Genomic DNA, 19322 nt, shown 5'->3' on the forward strand with positions numbered 1-19322 from the left:
TTGCCACATGAAAAGGTGAGAGTATGGCTAATGTTTCACTAGATGTAGGTTTGAACAAAACAGTTTCACCTCAACATCGACAGACTGAAGAAAGTCAAGATGATCAGAAGTTTATGGCCATTATGGCGCAGGCGAATGAGCAGGAGCAGGAGCAGGGGCAAGAAAAAAAGACCAGTACTGACAATGAAGGAAGCAAAGAGGTTTTACGCGGGTTTTTCACGACAAAAAACGAAGAAAGTAGTGAAGAGCAGCAGGTCAATAGTGTCGATAATCCCAACCACATCGGTCCAGATGAACGCCTTAAACTAGATGATTCACACTTGCCAAAACCAAAAAATGGCCCTGATGTCATATTGCAAGTTGAAAAGTCAGTGGGAGAGCAAAACCAATCAAAGTCGACTAGCCCTGATAGTTTGTTATCTCAAATTACTGCATCAAATAACCAAAAAACAGATGTTGAACACCACCTTGGTGCACTGCCAAAATCTATGCAGGAACATGCCGGAAAGGTTGAAATTATTGCACCTGACATAATAGCGAAAGAGACTAAAAAAGGTCCAATTGATTTAATTGGCCCGATAGTTAAGCAAGGAGAAGCGCCGCAAGTTGAAACGGATAGTGTCAAGGTGAGCGATAAAAGTGGCTTAGAAGAGAATCAGACTGCAAAAACGAAACATACTCAAGTAGAAGCCTTCAAAGCAACAGAACCAGGTCCAAGATATTCTGAAGGCCCAATTATTGATTCAAAGGCGCCATCCGACGCTATTGTAAGCCAAACGAATAACGACCAGCTTGAACGCAGCAGAAACTTTAATTCCAAAGTAGAAGCATTTGACGGTGAAATTAAGCCGAGAGAATGGTTTTTACATAATAAAAATGCTGCAAGCCAAGAAGTGACAGCCCAGCAGCAAGCTGATGTAAAAGCGACCCAAGTGCCCCAAAGTGAAGAGAAGCCAATTGTAGCTCCGAGCGTTAAAAGCGAGTCTACAGAGCATCTAACACAGCCAGTTAAGCAACCTAAAGTTGGCCCTCAAGCTGAAACAACTCAGTTGGCAGCCGATATTAAAAAAGCCTTGTTACAAGCCCGCGAACCAATATCTACATCGAATTCTACACAACAGGCAGATGAGCAACCTGTTGCTGTGAATACTGATAAGAGCACAGAGGCTAGCGTTACGCAGCGCATCCCCACTGACATGAGTAACAAGTCCATGTCTGATTTAAAAGCCATGGTCGAACAACTGACCCCCCAAGAGAAAAAACAATTAGAAGTGACGCTCAAAGAAAGTATTAATAGCGATAAAGCAGCTGATCCCCAAGTTAAGCGAATTGAAAGTACGCTGTATGAAATGGTAACCGGCAAACCCGCAAGAGAAGCTAGCAAGGGAGAAGTTGGGGCAGCACAGACTCAAAACGTTGCAGTTGTAGAGCAAAAGCCAGACAAGGCGGCTGAAAATCCTTCTAAGTTGGATAGCTTGGTTAGCGATGCCAAAACACCTCAAACTGCTAAACCAGAAGTAACGTATAACTCAACAAAAGTTGTGTCAGCCAAAGAAACAACTACCGCAGAGTCACCTAAACAAAACGTTGAGGTCGCTCCAAGTGATGAGTCTCAGGAGATGACTTCTGATACAGATAGTGAACAGTCGCAAAATTCGGGTAGCAACCAGCGCCAAACAGCGAGCGCCAATGTGGAAAATATCTTTAAAGCTATCCGCACTCTAGGTACAGAGCAAATACAGAGCAAAGAAGAGTTTGAGCAAGTGATCCATCAGGTTGAGCAGTCCCGTCAGAGTCAGCAAACTGTTCAGCAACAAGCGACGGCTCAAGCCAAACTGCAGGCTGATCCGGCTGTAACACAAGCGTTGAATCTTGCTAGAAATGATGCCGCAAAAATGTTGCAAGACAAAGTTAACATGATGATTAACTTGAACAATAAAGAGGCTGAAATACGTCTTGACCCGGCTGAACTGGGCAGTATGCAAATCCGTATCCGCTCAGATGCAGAACAGGCACAAATAAATTTTGTGGTACAAAACCAACAAGCAAAAGAGTTGTTGGAAGAATCCATGCCTAAACTGAGAGAAATGTTAGAAGAACAAGGGATTGAGTTAGGAGAAAGTAATATTCAGCAGCAGTCTGAAGGCAACGGTGACAACGAAGGGAATGAGCAAAATGGTCATGGAAAACTTGCTAATGAAGGCAGTGAAGCGCAAAATAATAAAGAACAATCAGTGACTAGCAGAAAACAAAGTGATTCGGCGATAGATTACTATGCTTAACAACTGCTATTATTAAAAAAGATTATTGAGTTATAGAAGCGCGCATATGGCAGAAGAAACCGATTTAGAAATAGAAGAAACGGGTGGGTCGAAGAAGAAACTTATCATCATTGCTGCTGCGGTAGTTATTTTAGGTGGTGTAGCAGCCTTTTTCTTGTTGTCTGGTGGTGACGAAGAAGAAGCTTCGTTAGAAGAAGAAGCAACCGCTGTACAGGAAGACTTAAGCGAGCAAAACTCAGCTGAAATGGGTAGCGCACTATATGTTGCAATGCCAAGACCTTTCGTATTCAACGTGCCAGGAGCGAGCAGAGACAGAATTGTGCAAATTAAAGTGCAACTCTTGGTACGCGGAGACGTCAATGAAGAGGTAGCCAAGAAGCATATCCCGCTTATCGAGGGCACTTTATTGAGTGTATTTTCGACGACTACCGCAGATGAACTAAGTACAAGTGCAGGCAAAGAGACGTTGCGCTTGACAGCATTGGACAAGGTTCAAGCTGCAATGGAAGGCGTTGAGGGCAGCAAAGTGATAGAGCGAGTGCTGTTTACTGGTTTTGTAATGCAGTAGGACTAAATTGTGAGTGACTTATTATCGCAAGACGAAATCGATGCGCTACTTCATGGCGTTGATGAAGTTGAAGAAGATGAAGTATCCACAGGTGAAGAGGGCGAGGATGCAAATGCCTTGCAATACGACTTCTCATCGCAAGACCGCATTGTTCGTGGTCGGATGCCGACGCTTGAAATTGTGAATGAACGTTTTGCGAGACACATGCGGATCAGTTTGTTCAATATGATGAGACGCACCGCTGAAGTGTCAATCAATGGCGTCCAAATGCTTAAGTTTGGTGAGTATATTCATACTCTATTTGTACCTACTAGTTTGAATATGGTGCGGTTTCGTCCACTCAAAGGAACCGGTCTTATCACTATGGAAGCGCGACTGGTTTTCATATTGGTGGACAACTTCTTTGGAGGTGACGGACGTTACCATGCCAAAATTGAAGGACGAGAGTTTACGCCGACAGAGCGCCGTATTGTTCAAATGCTGCTCAAGATCATCTTTGAAGATTATAAAGAAGCTTGGGCACCTGTTATGGATGTGTCATTTGAATATTTGGATTCAGAGGTTAACCCTGCGATGGCGAATATCGTTTCGCCTACCGAAGTAGTCGTTATTAGCTCATTTCATATAGAACTAGATGGAGGGGGTGGAGACTTTCATATTTCTCTTCCTTACTCGATGCTAGAACCAATAAGGGAATTACTGGACGCAGGTGTACAGTCGGATACAGAAGACACAGACCTTCGTTGGAGTAAGGCGCTTCGCGATGAAATAATGGACGTTGAAGTCGAAATGTCAACACAGTTGTTAGAAGTCGACTTGTCACTGCAACAAATTATGGATTTAAAAGCAGGAGACATTATTCCTGTGGAGATGCCAGAACATATTACTGTTTTTGTCGAAGAACTGCCTACATTTAGAGCAAAAATGGGGCGTTCCAGAGACAATGTTGCTTTACAAATAAGTGAAAAAATCAAACGTCCAGAGTCTGTTAAATCAGAGCTTCACGTATTTACCAAAGGTGGTAAAAAGCTCGATTCGGATGCGGAATTGGCGGAATTAGAAGAAGATCTGCACCTGTCTGAAGGTGTAGACCTTGACTGGTGATCAAGTTTTTAAGGTAGTTAGTGCATGAGTGATGATCAAGATACAATGGACGAATGGGCGGCAGCACTTGCTGAAGCAGAAGATGCTGATCAAGGGGATGCTGAAGTAGCCGAGCTTGAAGAGCTTGAAGAAAGCAACGCCAACCTAAGTGTTGATGAAAAAAGAAAGTTAGACACGATTTTAGATATTCCTGTTACCATTTCGATGGAGGTAGGTCGTTCTAAAATAAACATACGTAACCTGTTACAATTAAACCAAGGCTCGGTAGTTGAGTTGGATAGGGTTGCAGGTGAGCCGTTAGATGTACTCGTCAATGGTACTTTGATAGCTCACGGTGAAGTAGTGGTAGTAAACGATAAGTTTGGTATTCGTCTAACTGATGTCATTAGCCAAGTAGAGCGTATTAAAAAGCTCAGGTAATATATTAAAAAATGACTTGGATAATGTTTACAAATGCGGCTGCCGTATCGCAGCCACAAGGGCCAAGCTTGGAAATAGTGACAGTGATGTTTTCGCTGGCTGTTATTGTTGTGCTAATAGTTGGCTTAGCTTGGTTGGTGAAGCGGATAAACCCTAATGTGGGTAACAATCAAGATTTTAAAGTGATCCGAAGCATGCCTTTAGGGACTCGTGAAAGGCTGCTTGTAATAGAAATTGATGACAAACAACATTTACTCGGTGTAACTCCCCAAAATATCAACTACTTATATCAATTGGAAACTCCTTTAAGTGAAAATCAAACGGCCCCTTTTGTCAAAGAGCTTAGTCGTTTTATGAATCAACCCATAAAAAAAACAAAGTGAATATCATGCTTCGATTGCTAATTTTACTTGTATTAACTGTATTTATTCCGCAAGTAAGCGCTAATGATGGTATCGAAGCGCTGAGTGTGACGACCAACCCTGACGGGTCTCAAGAGTATTCTGTAACACTTCAAGTGTTAGCCATCATGACGGCGTTTAGTTTTATACCTGCCGCATTGATAATGATGACATCATTTACCCGGATCATCGTGGTGCTGGCGATATTACGTCAGGCAATAGGCTTACAGCAGTCACCGTCAAATCAAATTTTGGTTGGTATGTCATTGTTTTTGACATTTTTCATTATGGCCCCCATTTTTAGCAAAATATATGATGAAGCGGTGCAGCCCTATATCAATGAAGAAATGACGTCGGTACAAGCTTTGCATGCAGCAAAAGAGCCTATGAAGGAATTTATGTTGTCGCAAACACGAATAAAAGATTTGGAGACTTTTGCCAAAATAGCTGGTTATGATAAGTTGGATAGCCCAGAAGATACGCCATTTATCGTCATCATACCGGCGTTTGTAACTAGCGAACTGCAAACCGCTTTTATAATTGGGTTTATGTTCTTCATTCCATTTCTAATTGTTGATTTGGTGGTAGCCAGTGTTTTGATGGCGATGGGTATGATGATGCTATCACCCATGATTGTCTCTTTACCATTTAAGATCATGCTTTTTGTCTTAGTTGACGGCTGGTCCTTGGTTATGGGGACATTGGCACGAAGTTTCGGCTTAGGAGTGTAAGATGGAACCGGAAATATTTGTAGATATTTTAAGTGACTCACTGTTTATCGTCATCAAATTAGTTTCCGCAATTGTGCTTCCCGGCTTGATGGTTGGTCTTGTGGTGTCCGTGTTTCAAGCCGCCACATCAATCAATGAGCAAACCCTAAGCTTTTTACCAAAACTCATCATTACTCTGGTTGCCTTAATCGCAGGGGGGCACTGGATGACTCAAGAGCTGATGGATTTCTTTAAATTAATGGTGATGCGTATCCCTGAAATAGCAGGCTAGGATGGAGTTTTTATTCTCAGACATAATGCAGGGGTTAAGTGATTACTTGATCCCGTTCATTCGCATTAGTTCAATGATCATGGTCATGGCAGGTTTAGGTGCACAGAGTGTTTCAAAGCGCATAAAAATTTGTTTATCTATGGTGGTGACCTTAGCTGTTGCTCCTGCGATACCGCAATCTCAGTTTACCGATTTATTTTCGTTTCAGATGATACTGGTGGTCATCCAAGAGATGATTGTTGGGGTAGCGATTGGTTTTGCTTCGCTGCTGTTATTAAACACCTTTATTCTTGCCGGTCAAGTTCTGGCGATGCAAACTGGTCTGGGTTTCGCATCCGTTGTTGACCCATCAAATGGTTTAAGTGTGCCAGCCGTAGGCCAGTTTTATTTGATCCTAGCAACACTGTTATTTTTTGTATTCAACGGTCATTTGATGATGATCCAAATGATTGTGTTTAGCTTTCAGTCGTGGCCCATCGGAGGAGACTGGTGGCATGTTGATAATTATTATGACATTGCTAACTGGGGCTCTTGGCTGTTCGCAACGGCTTTATCTCTTTCGTTGGCACCTTTAACGGCGATGTTAGTGATAAATTTGGCCTTTGGCATTATGACGCGTGCAGCACCACAAATGAATATTTTCTCGGTTGGCTTTGCGTTTACCCTAGTCGCTGGACTAATGATTATTTGGGCGACATTGGGCAACTTTACTATGCAGTACGAGTTTCAGTGGCTTAAAATGACTGAGCTGATGTGTAATTTAATTGGCTGTACGGTGTAGGAGAGTAAGATGGCTGAAGATTCAGGTCAAGAACGTACCGAAGAACCCACGGCGAAAAAGATCAGTGATGCTAGAAAAAAGGGTCAAGTCGCTCGTTCTAAGGAGCTGGGGACGACGTTTGTACTTATTTTCTCTGCGGTCGCACTTATTTTATATGGGGCCGATATCGCTAAAGGCCTTTATAACATCATGGGCCGCATGCTCACTCTCAATCGCAACGAAACATATGATACAACCAAGATGTTTGCTGTTTGGGGCGATGCTTTCTCCGAACTTTTCTTCCCTATGTCGATGTTTGTCTTGATTATTCTTGTCGCCGGTGTAATTGGTAATACACTGCTTGGCGGCTTTAACTTTAGCTGGGAAGCTGCCTCTCCAAAGCCAAGTAAAATGTCACCGATGAAAGGGATCAAACGTATGTTTGGTCCGCAAGCCGCCGTGGAGCTGTTTAAATCTATTTTAAAGTTTGTACTGGTTGCTGGGTTTGCTATCTTATTCATCAAGTGGATGTTTTACGACATCTTGCATCTGAGTATTGAATCAGTCCCTGGAAGTGTTATTCATTCACTGGAAATTTTGTCTTGGTTGTTCCTCGCCCTCAGTTGCACCATGATCATAATTTCTGCCATTGATGCACCTTATCAAAGTTATAACCACAACAAGCAATTGAAGATGACATTGCAAGAAGTGAAAGATGAGTATAAAAATTCAGAAGGTGATCCTCAAATTAAAGCGCGTATTCGCAGAACACAACGAGAAATGTCACAGCGACGCATGATGCAAGATGTACCTGATGCAGATGTTGTTGTTACAAACCCCACACACTACTCAGTAGCACTGAAATATGACACGGAAAAAGCTGGTGCACCTATGGTTATAGCCAAAGGGGTCGATGAGCTAGCAATGCAGATCCGAAAGGTTGCTAAAGGTAATGAGGTGCCGATTGTCGAATCTCCTGTGTTGACGCGCTCTTTGTACCACACCACAGAGGTGGGTGACCAAATACCTGATCAGTTATTTACAGCGGTGGCACAAGTGCTCGCTTATGTATTCCAGCTGAAAAAATTCAATAAAGGTCGTGGTCGCAGGCCTAACGAACTGAGTAAAGACTTACCTATTCCTGATAGCTTGAAACACTAATAGTTGGAACGAACTTTGCTTTAACTTATCTGCGTCAATAAATTGAAGTTGATAAGTTATGGATTTTAAAGCGGTTCTACAACAAATTAATCGAGACAAAAAAGAATATGCTAAGGGGATAGGTACACCGTTACTGGTTCTTGCTGCGTTAGGTATGGTGATATTACCCATGCCTCCGTTTTTGTTAGATATCTTATTTTCATTCAATATTGCATTGGCACTGGTCGTATTATTAGTAACGGTATATACGCTAAAACCCCTTGAGTTTGGTATGTTCCCGGCAGTGCTTCTTATTGCGACAATCATGAGACTGGCACTGAATGTTGCCAGTACCCGAGTAGTGCTTCTCGAAGGTCACAACGGTGGTGATGCAGCTGGTAAAGTGATTGAAGCATTTGGCTCTGTTGTAATTGGCGGTAACTATGCCGTTGGTTTAGTCGTCTTCCTAATTCTGATCATAATTAACTTTGTAGTAATCACCAAAGGTGCGGGACGTATTTCAGAAGTATCAGCGCGTTTCACACTAGACGCAATGCCAGGTAAACAGATGGCAATAGACGCCGACCTGAACGCCGGTTTCATTTCTGCTGAAGATGCACGTACTCGCCGTGATGAAGTGACAAGAGAAGCGGACTTTTATGGTTCGATGGACGGTGCCAGCAAATTTGTAAAAGGTGATGCAATCGCAGGCATTGTGATACTTGCGATCAATATTATTGGTGGCCTATTTGTCGGCATGGTACAGCATGACCTTACTTTTGGCAGAGCGATGGAGGTCTATACGTTACTGACGATTGGTGATGGCCTTGTTGCACAATTACCATCACTGCTGTTGTCAATTGGCACTGCAATCGTTGTGACACGTCAAAATGAATCTCACAACATGGGTGAGCAGGTAACACAGCAATTAGGCAATGAAAAGTCTCTATATATTGCCTCTGGTATCCTCATTGTAATGGGCTTAGTACCGGGCATGCCACATGTTGCATTCTTAGGTTTGGGGAGCTTAATCGGTGGTTTAGCATATTACTCAAAGCAGCACAAAGCAAAGGCAGCTGCAGAACAAGCAGAGCAAGAAGCTAAAGGCACACAAGTTGCCAATAAGCAGCAAGATCAAAAAGAGCTTGGATGGGACGATGTTCAACCAGTTGACGTTATTGGCTTAGAAGTGGGTTATAGACTTATACCACTTGTCGATCAGGCCCAAGGTGGTGAGTTACTCAGCCGCATAAAAGGTGTGCGTAAAAAGTTATCACAAGAGCTAGGCTTTCTCGTCCCTCCTGTTCACATTCGTGACAATTTAGAGCTAGACCCGAACGCTTATAAGATCACGCTAATGGGCGTTGGGTCTGGCGATGGTGAACTAAAACATGGTGATGAACTCGCGATTAACCCAGGTCAGGTATTTGGACCAATTCAAGGTGTCGCAACAAAAGATCCAGCTTTTGGGTTGGATGCAGTTTGGATTAAACCCGACCAAAAAGATGAAGCTCATTCTTTAGGTTATACGGTTGTTGATGCAGCTACTGTGGTTGCAACACACATTAGTCAGTTATTGACCAATAATGCTTCTTTATTGTTAGGTCATGAAGAAGTTCAAAACTTATTAGATATGTTGGCGAAAAGCCACCCTAGATTGGTTGAAGGGTTAGTTCCTGATGTACTACCACTGACAACGATTGTTAAAGTACTGCAAAATTTACTCAATGAAGGAGTCGCAATTCGAGATATGAGATCAATTGTGCAGACTTTAGTTGAATATGGTCCTCGAAGCCAAGACCCTGATGTACTAACGGCTGCAGTGCGAATCTCACTACGCAGACTCATAGTTCAAGATGCTGTTGGCAATGCTGATGAGATACCTGTCATAACATTGGCGCCCGAGTTGGAACAGATGTTGCATCAGTCACTTCAGAACGCAGGTGATGAGGGGGCAGGCATAGAGCCAGGACTTGCAGAGCGACTTCAAGGTTCATTGAGAGAAGCGCATCAAACGCAAGAAATGCTAGGCGAGCCGTCCATCTTATTAACCTCAGGTATGTTAAGAAGTGTTTTATCTCGATTTGTCAAACATACGATCCCTGGATTAAGAGTGATGTCTTACCAGGAAGTACCAGACGAGAGACAAATCAAGATTATTAGCTCTGTAGGGCAATAATAGAGGAACGAGGTGCTGAGTTATGAAGATTAAAAGATTTTTTGCAAAAGATATGCGTACTGCTTTGAAAGAAGTAAAAGATGAATTAGGTGCAGACGCGGTGATCATGTCAAACAAAAAGCTTGCTGATGGCGTAGAAATCGTCGCTGCAATTGACAACGACCGCGTAGCGCCGCAGTCACAGGCTGCTCCTGTGGAGACTCGTCCTGAGCCTGCGCCAGCAGCCGTACAAAAGCCAACGTATAGTCAGCCAGCAAGAGTGGTTAAGCCTCAAACTCGTCGTCCTCAAGCTCAGCCTCAGGCTCAAGTGGCTGATAGCCTAGAAGCGCTCCTAGAGCGTCAAGCTCCAAAACCTCGTTCACCTGAGCTTGCTTCTATGTTTTCGCATTCAGGGATAGACACAGATGACTTGTTTCAACCTCAACAAGCACAGAGACCTGAATTCAATCAAACTCAGCAAGCGCAGCCCATCAGTGCTCGTCAACGTCCTGTAAAAGAAGCCGACCCTATTTCTTCAGACTGGGGTTTTGACGATGATTTAGATTCAGAGCTGGATCCGCTACAAACAGCAACAGCAGCCGCTCCGCAAGATGAAATGAGCTCGATGCGTGATGAAATGAATGCGATACGTCAATTACTTGAATATCAGCTTTCTGGTTTAATGAAACAAGAAATGGAACGACGTGATCCGACTAGAGCTTGTTTAGTAGACCGCCTTCAAGGTATGGGAATTAGTTCTGATGTCGCTGAGCAAATGGCCTGTTTTATCCCTGACGATGTATCGAGAAAAGAAGCGTGGAATGCACTTTTAAATATGGTTGTAAATCAAATGCACACAACCAACAACGATATTCTTCGTCAAGGTGGTGTGTATGCGATGGTTGGACCAACTGGAGTTGGTAAGACGACGACGGTTGCAAAGCTTGCAGCGCTAGGCGCTCAAAAATATGGTGCTGATAAAGTTGCTTTAATTACTACAGATACATATCGAATTGGTGCTTACGAGCAGTTGGCAACTTATGGTAGAATCATTGGCTGTCCGGTAAAGCAAGTTAAAGATGCTAATGAATTAGCAGAAGTTCTTTATCATTTACGAAATAAACGACTAGTATTAATAGATACTGCGGGCATGAGTCAAAGAGACTTGCGTTTAACTGAACAACTTAATACATTGATGCGTAGTTCAAGAGTTGATATTCGTAGCTATTTAGTATTAAGTGCAACATCGCAAATGCATGTTTTGCAAGAAACTGTCAATCACTTTAAAAAAGTAAATTTAAGCGGTTGCATTTTTACAAAACTTGATGAATGTCTAAGTTTAGGTGAGATTATTAGTATTGCGATTCAAAATCGTTTGCCAATAGGGTATCTTACCAACGGACAGCGAGTGCCAGAAGACATTCGTGTAGCAAATGCTCAAAAATTAGTTAAAAAGGCTGAGCAATTGTATTTAAAAAGAACAAAAGCACAACATTCACGACGTGAAGCAGTGGCGTCCCAGACAGTAGGAATGTATGATTAATACAGTTTTAGATCAAGCAAGTGGCCTGCGTAAAATGAATCAAAAAAGTAACCACGGAGTAAAAGTAATAGCAGTAACTGGTGGTAAAGGAGGAGTCGGTAAGACCAATGTTTCATTGAATACTGCGATTGCGTTAGGACAACAAGGCCATAGAGTATTAGTTTTAGATGCTGACCTTGGATTAGCAAATTGTGACGTAATGCTAGGGTTACGTGTTGAGCGCAACCTGTCTCATGTGCTATCCGGCGAATGTGAATTAGATGAGATTTTAGTAGAAGGGCCTGCTGGTATAAGAATTGTACCTGCTACTTCAGGTTCTCAAAATATGGTTGAATTAAGCCCAGCAGAACATGCCGGTCTTATTCGAGCATTCAGTGAATTAAGTAACGATTTTGATGTTCTGATTGTCGATACGGCTGCTGGTATTTCAGATATGGTACTCAGTTTTTCAAGAGCAGCTCAAGACGTCATGGTTGTAGTTTGTGATGAGCCAACGTCAATCACAGATGCTTATGCACTGATAAAAGTATTAAGCCGAGAGCACGGAGTTTACAAATTTAAAATCGTCGCGAATATGGTGAGAAGCCTTCGTGAAGGTCAGGAACTCTTTGCAAAGCTCTCGAAAGTAACGGATAGGTTTTTAGATGTAGCGCTTGAACTCGTTGCAACAATACCTTTCGACGAAAATATGCGAAAGTCTTCGCGTCGTCAAAAAACGATCGTGGAACTCTACCCTAATTCCCCAGCTGCAGTTGCATTTAGGGGATTGGCAAGTAAAGCAGTGAAATGGCCTGTACCTCACCAGCCTTCAGGTCACTTAGAGTTTTTCATTGAGCAACTAGTTAACGGGTAATTATGGCTACACCGGTCAATCGAATGGCGGGATATCAAACAGCAGATCATCTGAATAAGGTGGTTGAGCGTCATACACCTTTAGTCAAAAAAGTTGCTTGTCATTTGCTCGCGAGATTACCCGCGAGCGTTCAACTCGATGACCTAATTCAATCTGGCATGATTGGTTTAATTGAAGCGACAAAGAATTTTGATGCAAGTAAAGGGGCTAGCTTCGAAACCTTTGCTGGGATTCGAATTCGCGGCGCAATGTTAGATGAAATACGCCGTGGAGACTGGGCACCACGCTCAGTTCATAAAAATAGCCGTATGGTGGCAGAGGCTATTTCTGAGCTGGAAACAGCCTTAGGCAGAGAGCCTAAAGATACTGAAATCGCTGAAAAACTTGATATTCCCTTAGATGAGTACCATCATATTTTACATGACGTAAATGCAAGTAAAATTATTGGCATTGAAGACTTGGGTGTCGATCAAGATGTAATTTCACCTGCAGGCAGTGATTTAGCGCTAGACAAACCATTCAATAACGTTAAGAATGAGCGCTTTAATGAATCGTTAGTAGAAGCAATTAAAACATTACCTGAGCGAGATGCGATGGTTTTGTCTTTGTACTATAACGATGAAATGAATTTAAAAGAGATTGGCCAGATCCTTGATGTGAGCGAGTCTCGAGTGAGTCAGATTCATGGTCAGGCAATGATTAAACTCAGAGCCAAGATAAATGACTGGATCAATTAGAGTACATTTTATTATTTATTTAGGTTCAAACCTCACCGGAGGAAGTTTTGGATAAGAACATGAAAATTCTCGTGGTTGATGATTTCTCTACAATGAGAAGAATAATCAAAAACCTTTTGAGAGACTTAGGCTTTACAAATGTTCAAGAGGCAGATGATGGCAGCACTGCGCTTCCAATGTTGCAAAATCAAGAATTTGACTTTGTTGTTACCGATTGGAACATGCCAGGCATGCAAGGTATCGATCTGCTAAGAGCGATAAGAGCCGATGATAGCCTTAAGCACATTCCAGTGCTGATGGTAACTGCAGAAGCTAAAAAAGAACAAATTGTTGCAGCAGCTCAAGCTGGTGTAAATGGTTATATCGTCAAGCCATTTACAGCTGGAACATTGAAAACTAAGTTAGAAAAAGTCTTTGAACGCTTAGGCTAGTTACAAGTAAGGATAGGCTTATGTCAGAATCCTCTGCGCCACAAATAACATTAGAGCAAGCAAAGCAACTTGTTGAGTTTCTTGAAAATGGTGAACAAGAAAAAGCTGATCAAATTCTAATTGAAGCGACTAATAAAGAACAATCTGAATTATTTGCTGAAGTCGGAAAATTGACACGCCAATTACACGAATCGTTGAAAAACTTCGAGTTAGATACGCGTTTATCAGACTTAACAACTGAAGCCTTACCAGATGCAAAACAACGTTTAAATTATGTCATGGAAATGACAGAAAACGCGGCTAATAAAACAATGGACGCGGTGGAAGCGAGTTTGCCGCTTGCTCAACAGTTGGCAGATGAGCTTTCTGAAATAAAGCCTACCTGGGATAGGTTAATGAGTCGTGATATACAATTAGGGGAGTTTAAATCCCTGTGTCACGACTTAAATGACTTTATGCAATCTTCACAAGGCCGTACCGATGAGCTACAAACCTTGATGACAAATGTCTTGATGGCGCAAGATTATCAAGATTTGACTGGTCAAGTTATTCGCCGAGTCATTGAACTTGTCAGAGAGGTTGAAGACAGTTTAATTCATTTATTAACTGTATTTGGCACGTCAGAAGTGGGTCAACTTAGCACGGCTCAACAACCACAAGAAGTAGTTGAAACCACCACTGATGAACTATCAGGTCCAGAAGGACCTATCATTGACGCTGAAGAACGAGACGATGTCGTGTCTGGTCAGGATGAAGTTGATGATTTGTTATCTAGTTTGGGTTTCTAATAGGAGAGTATAATAATGAGCTTTGAAGTCGATGAAGATATCTTACAAGACTTTCTTGTTGAAGCTGGAGAAATACTCGAACTGTTATCTGAGCAACTCGTTGAATTAGAAAACAACCCAGATGACAAAGATTTACTAAATGCAATTTTTAGAGGGTTCCACACAGTTAAAGGTGGTGCTGGCTTTCTAGGCATGAATGAGCTGGTTGATGCTTGTCATGGTGCTGAGAATGTTTTCGATGTACTGAGACAAGGTCAACGTTCAGTCAACCCAGAATTAATGGATGTGATCTTACAGTCACTGGATACAATTAACGATATGTTTGCTTGTATTCAAAACCGCGAGCAACCAGAGCCAGCTGACCAGACGTTACTTGACGTCTTGCACAAGCTTAGCCAACCAGAATCTGCTGACGAAGAACCAGTTGCACTGACTCCAGAACCAGAGGCTGTTGTTGCACCGCCGCCAGAAGCCCCTCCTGAACCTGAAGCTGACGTATTTTTCGATTTAGATGGCAGTAGTGAAGAAAGTAGCGAGCCAGCTAAGTCTGACAACATTGATGAAATAACAGAAGAAGAATTTGAAAGCCTGTTAGATGAGCTACATGGCTCTGGGAACGGCCCGTCGGCAGAAGAGCAAGCGCCGGCCGCATCAGCGCCAGCTGCACCGCCAGCAAATGCAAATGATGGTGATATTACCGACGATGAATTCGATAGCTTATTAGATGAATTGCACGGTGTTGGCCAGTTTGGCTCTACGCCCAGTGAACCTGAGAAGCCAGCAGCTCCTGTTGCACCAGCAACGCCAGCTGCGCCTGCGTCAGAATCGGCAGGTACGGATGAAGAAATAAACGATGATGAATTTGAAGCCTTATTAGACGAGCTACATGGCAAAGGTCAGGCGCCTAAAAATAAGGAAGAATCTTCAGCAAAATCGGATCCTGCACCGGCACCAAAAGTTGAACCTGCCGCGGCTCCAAAGCCTAAATCCCAGCCAGCTGCAAAAGTGGAAGCGCCAAAACCGGCTGCGAAACCAGCAGCAAAATCGGCACCAGCGCCTGCCAAAGCAGAGCCAAAAGGTGGAGCTGCGAAGAAGCCAGCAGCTCAGGCTGAGACGACAGTCCGTGTTGATACAAAGCGCTTAGACCAAATAATGAATATGGTCGGTGAGTTAGTATTGGTGCGCAACCGTTTAGTAAGCCTTGCTAATAACAGCAACAGCGAAGCAATGGGTAAAGCCATCTCAAATTTAGATGTGGTTACCGCAGATTTGCAAGGTGCCGTTATGAAAACGCGAATGCAGCCAATTAAGAAAGTATTTGGTCGCTTCCCCCGCGTTGTTAGGGACTTGGCGCGCAGCCTTAAAAAAGATATTAATCTGATCCTAGAGGGTGAAGATACAGATTTAGATAAAAACCTCGTAGAGGCACTAGCAGATCCATTGGTCCACCTAGTTAGAAACTCGGTTGACCACGGGATAGAAATGCCAGATGTCCGTGAAGCTGCTGGAAAAGTGCGCACAGGTACTGTGACCTTGTCAGCTTCACAAGAAGGTGATCATATCCTATTGACCATCAGAGATGATGGTGCGGGTATGGACCCTGAAAAACTGAAGAAAATAGCAATTAGTAAAGGCGTAATTGACTCTGATCAGGCAAGCAGATTGTCGGATACTGAGGCATATAACCTGATCTTTGCTCCTGGATTTTCGACTAAAGAACAAATATCTGACATCTCAGGCCGAGGTGTTGGAATGGACGTTGTAAAAACTAAAATTACCCAGCTTAATGGCCAAGTGAACATTCAGTCAGAGCTGGGAGTGGGCACTATATTAGAAATTAAAGTACCACTCACGCTTGCTATTTTACCGACATTAATGGTGATGGTTGGAGAGCAGACATTTGCCTTGCCATTGGCTGGGGTAAGTGAAATCTTCCACCTCGATTTAACTAAAACCAATGTAGTTGATGGGCAATTGACTATTATTGTGAGAGAAAAAGCGATACCACTCTTTTATCTTGAACATTGGCTAGTCAAAGGTACTGACATCAGTCAGAAGAAAGCTGAAGGCCACGTGGTAATAGTGCAAATCGGTACTAAGCAAGTTGGTTTTGTAGTTGATTCATTAATAGGTCAAGAGGAAGTGGTCATTAAACCACTTGATTCTCTACTACAAGGTACTCCAGGCATGGCAGGTGCGACCATCACATCAGATGGCGGAATTGCATTGATCTTGGATGTACCAAGTATGTTGAAGCATTACGCGGGCAAATAGCGTTTGACGCTTTTTGCTGTCACCGAATTAGTGGTGCCAAGGGCACCACTTTTCGGATCTGTAACATAAAAAAGAGCGATGCCAATGGCAGTAAAAGTATTAGTTGTTGATGACTCAAGTTTTTTTCGTCGTCGTGTAAGTGAAATACTGGAAAAAGATGCTGGTATTGAAGTCATTGATTTTGCAGTAAATGGTCAAGAAGCCGTTGAAAAAGCCAGTAAATTACGTCCTGACGTAATTACAATGGATGTTGAAATGCCTGTATTAGACGGTATCAGCGCCGTTAAAAAAATAATGCAAAGTAATCCGACGCCAATTTTAATGTTTTCGTCTTTAACAAGAGAAGGGGCCAGTGCCACTTTAGACGCGCTAGATGCTGGTGCGGTTGACTTTTTACCCAAAAAGTTTGAAGACATTGCTCGAAATAGTGAAGACGCTACACGTGCGTTACAGAGCAAAGTAAAAGAAATTGGTAGGAAGCGAGTAAGTCGATTTACTCGACCAATGACCTCGTCTAAACCAGCGACACCTGCTGCGAAGCCTGCGCCATCAAGTTTACGCTCTACATCGACAGTCGCTCAACCGGATAGAAGTTTTCAAAGAGCTACGCCAGAAGCAACACCACAAAGAAGTTTCAAGGCGTCGGGCAAGTCATATAAGGTCGTCGCTATTGGTACATCCACAGGTGGTCCGGTAGCTTTGCAAACAATATTAACTCAATTACCCGCTAACTTCCCCCATCCGATATTACTTATTCAGCATATGCCTGCGGCGTTTACACCAGCGTTTGCACAGCGATTAAATAGCTTGTGTAAGATTAAAGTGAAAGAAGCTGAGCAAGGTGACAAATTGATGCCGGGTGTTGCTTATCTCGCACCAGGTGGAAAACAAATGATGGTTGAATCAAGAGGCGGTAGTAAATCATTAAAAGTGTTTGAAGATGACAGCCCGAGAATTACCTATAAACCTTGTGTGGATGTGACTTTTGCGAGTACTGCAAAAGCATATTCTGGAGATGTATTGGCAATTGTTTTAACTGGTATGGGCGCAGATGGCAGAGATGGTTCTCGTATGCTCAAGCAAGTAGGTGCAACTATTTGGGCCCAAGATGAAAAGACATGTGTTGTTTATGGTATGCCACAAGCAGTTACCGCTGCTGGTTTATCGTCTGAAAGCTTGGCGTTGCAGGATGTAGCTTTACGTATCAATAAAGAGCTGGGGATCGCTTAGGGCATATTGAATTGTTAAAAACAGCTTTGCCATGAGTCACAAAGGAATAAAATAATAAAGTGAAAATTTGGACGGTAGCTAATCAAAAAGGTGGTGTGGGTAAAACAACCACAGCTGTGAGCTTGGGCGGTATTTTGGCCGCTGAAGGTAAGAGAGTATTATTGATTGATACGGATCCACATGCATCACTAACCTATTATTTTGGAATAGACTCTGAAGATCTAGAGGTGAGCGTATATGATATTTTTATACGCGGCTCTAATATGCAAAGCGAAGAAATTTTGCAAGCGCTGTGTCCTTCAACTGTTGAAAACCTAGATATTTTGCCGGCAACTATGGCCATTGCAACACTAGATAGAAGTATGGGAAACCGCTCAGGTATGGGGCTGATACTAAAAAAAGCCTTAGCGAAAATCAGTGAGTATTACGACTATGCTATTTTAGATTGCCCTCCAGTACTTGGTGTACTGATGGTTAATGCGTTGGCTGCAAGTGAGCGAATATTAATCCCAGTACAAACCGAGTTTTTAGCACTTAAAGGTCTCGATAGAATGATGCGAACAATGACATTAATGCAAAGTTCGCATTCTAAGCAATATCAATATACTATAGTTCCTACAATGTATGATAAGCGTACTAAAGCGTCGCTAGAAGCATACAAATCTTTGGTTGAGTCATATCGGGATAAAGTCTGGCCAGGTGTTATCCCAGTTGATACTAAATTCAGAGATGCTAGCTTGGCGCAAAAGGTTCCGGTACAATTCTGCCCAAAATCAAGGGGAGTATATGCGTATCGAGCTTTGCTTGAGCATATTGGTGAATTAGAAAGAGGTAAGAATGAGTAAGCACCTGTTTGCAAACGAACAAGTGATGAAACAATATCTTGGTGCTCTACTGCAAGAAGAGGAAGATCAGGATGTTGCACTTGCACCCGTTGCAAAGTTGCTTGAATCTGTCCCAGATGCTCAAAAGCAAGAGCAGCTACTCAAACAAGCCGAGGCAATAGAAGAACCGAAAGCAAAAGTTGAGCTGAAAGTTCAAACTCAGGAGGTTCCTGTAGAGGAAGTTCTACAAGAAACTCCTGTGAAGCCAACTCAAGAGCTTGAGATAACTGAAAATACAACTATTATCAAAGAACAAGCTCCCGCGCAAAGTGCTGCAAAGGAAGCTTTTATAGAAGGTGAATTTCAGGCTTTATTCTTTGAAGTGGCAGGGTTAACGTTAGCGGTTCCTTTACAGGCACTTGGTGGAATTCATCAGCTGACAGAGGTTAACCAGCTATTTGGTAAACCGAAGTGGTTTAAAGGCGTGATGTTAAACCGCGAAGAAAAGTTAAATGTTGTTGATACGGCGCGTTGGGTTATGCCTGAAAAGTATACCCCTGAGTTAGAATCTCAGCTTAACTATCAATATTTAATCATGCTAGGAGACAGCCCTTGGGGGTTATTAGCGGAAAAGCTAGTGAATAATATTACGCTCTCAGCAGATGATGTTAAGTGGCGAACAGCATGTGGTAAGCGTCCATGGCTTGCTGGTGTTATCAAAGAAAAAATGTGTGCGCTTATTGACGTAGAGAATTTAAATAGGTTGCTAGAACAAGGCCTCGATAGCCGAGAGCAGTAACTAGCATC

General features: G+C 42.8%; 19 protein-coding genes. All 19 read left to right on the forward strand.

Going from position 1 to position 19322, the window contains the following annotated elements; all coding sequences use genetic code 11:
* The first annotated feature begins 23 nt into the window (after positions 1–23).
* The 19 genes from J8M00_RS11790 to J8M00_RS11880 all read left to right on the forward strand — a co-directional run bounded on the left by J8M00_RS11790 (position 24) and on the right by J8M00_RS11880 (position 19314).
* Positions 24–2282: a flagellar hook-length control protein FliK gene (locus tag J8M00_RS11790; RefSeq protein ID WP_211010435.1), complete on the forward strand. Its 2259-nt coding sequence runs from the start codon at positions 24–26 to the stop codon at positions 2280–2282.
* Positions 2283–2328: 46 nt separating this feature from the next.
* Positions 2329–2850 carry a flagellar basal body-associated protein FliL gene (gene fliL / locus J8M00_RS11795; protein ID WP_211010436.1) on the forward strand — a complete coding sequence of 174 codons (522 nt, stop codon included), beginning with the start codon at positions 2329–2331 and terminating at the stop codon, positions 2848–2850.
* 9 nt (positions 2851–2859) lie between these two features.
* The gene (gene fliM / locus J8M00_RS11800) at positions 2860–3954 is read left to right on the forward strand and encodes a flagellar motor switch protein FliM (RefSeq protein WP_023401807.1); all 1095 of its coding nucleotides are present in this window, start codon (positions 2860–2862) and stop codon (positions 3952–3954) included.
* Between the two features lie 24 nt (positions 3955–3978).
* Positions 3979–4374, forward strand: a complete 396-nt coding sequence (gene fliN / locus J8M00_RS11805; RefSeq protein ID WP_023401808.1) for a flagellar motor switch protein FliN — start codon at positions 3979–3981, stop codon at positions 4372–4374.
* Between the two features lie 23 nt (positions 4375–4397).
* Positions 4398–4757 (forward strand): flagellar biosynthetic protein FliO, encoded by a 360-nt coding sequence (gene fliO / locus J8M00_RS11810; protein ID WP_247687350.1) that lies wholly within the window; start codon positions 4398–4400, stop codon positions 4755–4757.
* Positions 4758–4762: 5 nt separating this feature from the next.
* On the forward strand, positions 4763–5506 hold the full coding sequence (gene fliP, locus J8M00_RS11815; protein ID WP_211010438.1) for a flagellar type III secretion system pore protein FliP: 744 nt from the start codon (positions 4763–4765) through the stop codon (positions 5504–5506).
* 1 nt (position 5507) lies between these two features.
* On the forward strand, positions 5508–5777 hold the full coding sequence (gene fliQ / locus J8M00_RS11820; protein WP_023401811.1) for a flagellar biosynthesis protein FliQ: 270 nt from the start codon (positions 5508–5510) through the stop codon (positions 5775–5777).
* A 1-nt stretch (position 5778) separates the two neighbouring features.
* On the forward strand, positions 5779–6558 hold the full coding sequence (gene fliR / locus J8M00_RS11825) for a flagellar biosynthetic protein FliR (protein WP_023401812.1): 780 nt from the start codon (positions 5779–5781) through the stop codon (positions 6556–6558).
* 9 nt (positions 6559–6567) lie between these two features.
* A complete protein-coding gene (gene flhB / locus J8M00_RS11830; protein ID WP_211010439.1) occupies positions 6568–7698 on the forward strand; it encodes a flagellar biosynthesis protein FlhB in 1131 nt (376 codons plus the stop codon).
* A gap of 58 nt (positions 7699–7756) precedes the next feature.
* Positions 7757–9856, forward strand: a complete 2100-nt coding sequence (flhA, locus tag J8M00_RS11835) for a flagellar biosynthesis protein FlhA (protein WP_211010440.1) — start codon at positions 7757–7759, stop codon at positions 9854–9856.
* Between the two features lie 22 nt (positions 9857–9878).
* Positions 9879–11378, forward strand: coding sequence for a flagellar biosynthesis protein FlhF (flhF, locus tag J8M00_RS11840; protein WP_211010441.1), 1500 nt, complete (start codon positions 9879–9881; stop codon positions 11376–11378).
* Positions 11371–12231, forward strand: a complete 861-nt coding sequence (locus J8M00_RS11845; protein WP_023401816.1) for a MinD/ParA family ATP-binding protein — start codon at positions 11371–11373, stop codon at positions 12229–12231. The genes flhF and J8M00_RS11845 overlap by 8 nt, the downstream gene beginning before the upstream one ends.
* Before the next feature lie 2 nt (positions 12232–12233).
* Entirely contained in the window at positions 12234–12968 is a 735-nt protein-coding gene (locus J8M00_RS11850; RefSeq protein WP_023401817.1) for an RNA polymerase sigma factor FliA, read from the forward strand.
* A 47-nt stretch (positions 12969–13015) separates the two neighbouring features.
* A complete protein-coding gene (gene cheY / locus J8M00_RS11855) occupies positions 13016–13399 on the forward strand; it encodes a chemotaxis response regulator CheY (protein WP_010364893.1) in 384 nt (127 codons plus the stop codon).
* A 20-nt stretch (positions 13400–13419) separates the two neighbouring features.
* Complete coding sequence (locus tag J8M00_RS11860) at positions 13420–14187, forward strand: protein phosphatase CheZ (protein WP_023401819.1); 768 nt, start codon at positions 13420–13422, stop codon at positions 14185–14187.
* Between the two features lie 15 nt (positions 14188–14202).
* Positions 14203–16461 (forward strand): chemotaxis protein CheA, encoded by a 2259-nt coding sequence (locus tag J8M00_RS11865; protein ID WP_211010442.1) that lies wholly within the window; start codon positions 14203–14205, stop codon positions 16459–16461.
* Positions 16462–16545: 84 nt separating this feature from the next.
* Positions 16546–17691, forward strand: coding sequence for a protein-glutamate methylesterase/protein-glutamine glutaminase (locus J8M00_RS11870; protein WP_211010443.1), 1146 nt, complete (start codon positions 16546–16548; stop codon positions 17689–17691).
* Positions 17692–17750: 59 nt separating this feature from the next.
* Positions 17751–18536 carry a ParA family protein gene (locus J8M00_RS11875; RefSeq protein ID WP_023401822.1) on the forward strand — a complete coding sequence of 262 codons (786 nt, stop codon included), beginning with the start codon at positions 17751–17753 and terminating at the stop codon, positions 18534–18536.
* Complete coding sequence (locus J8M00_RS11880; RefSeq protein WP_211010444.1) at positions 18529–19314, forward strand: chemotaxis protein CheW; 786 nt, start codon at positions 18529–18531, stop codon at positions 19312–19314. Before J8M00_RS11875 ends, J8M00_RS11880 begins: the two co-directional genes overlap by 8 nt.
* Positions 19315–19322: the final 8 nt, after the last annotated feature.

Origin of the sequence: Pseudoalteromonas luteoviolacea (assembly GCF_018100925.1) — a bacterium.
GTDB lineage: Bacteria > Pseudomonadota > Gammaproteobacteria > Enterobacterales > Alteromonadaceae > Pseudoalteromonas > Pseudoalteromonas obscura.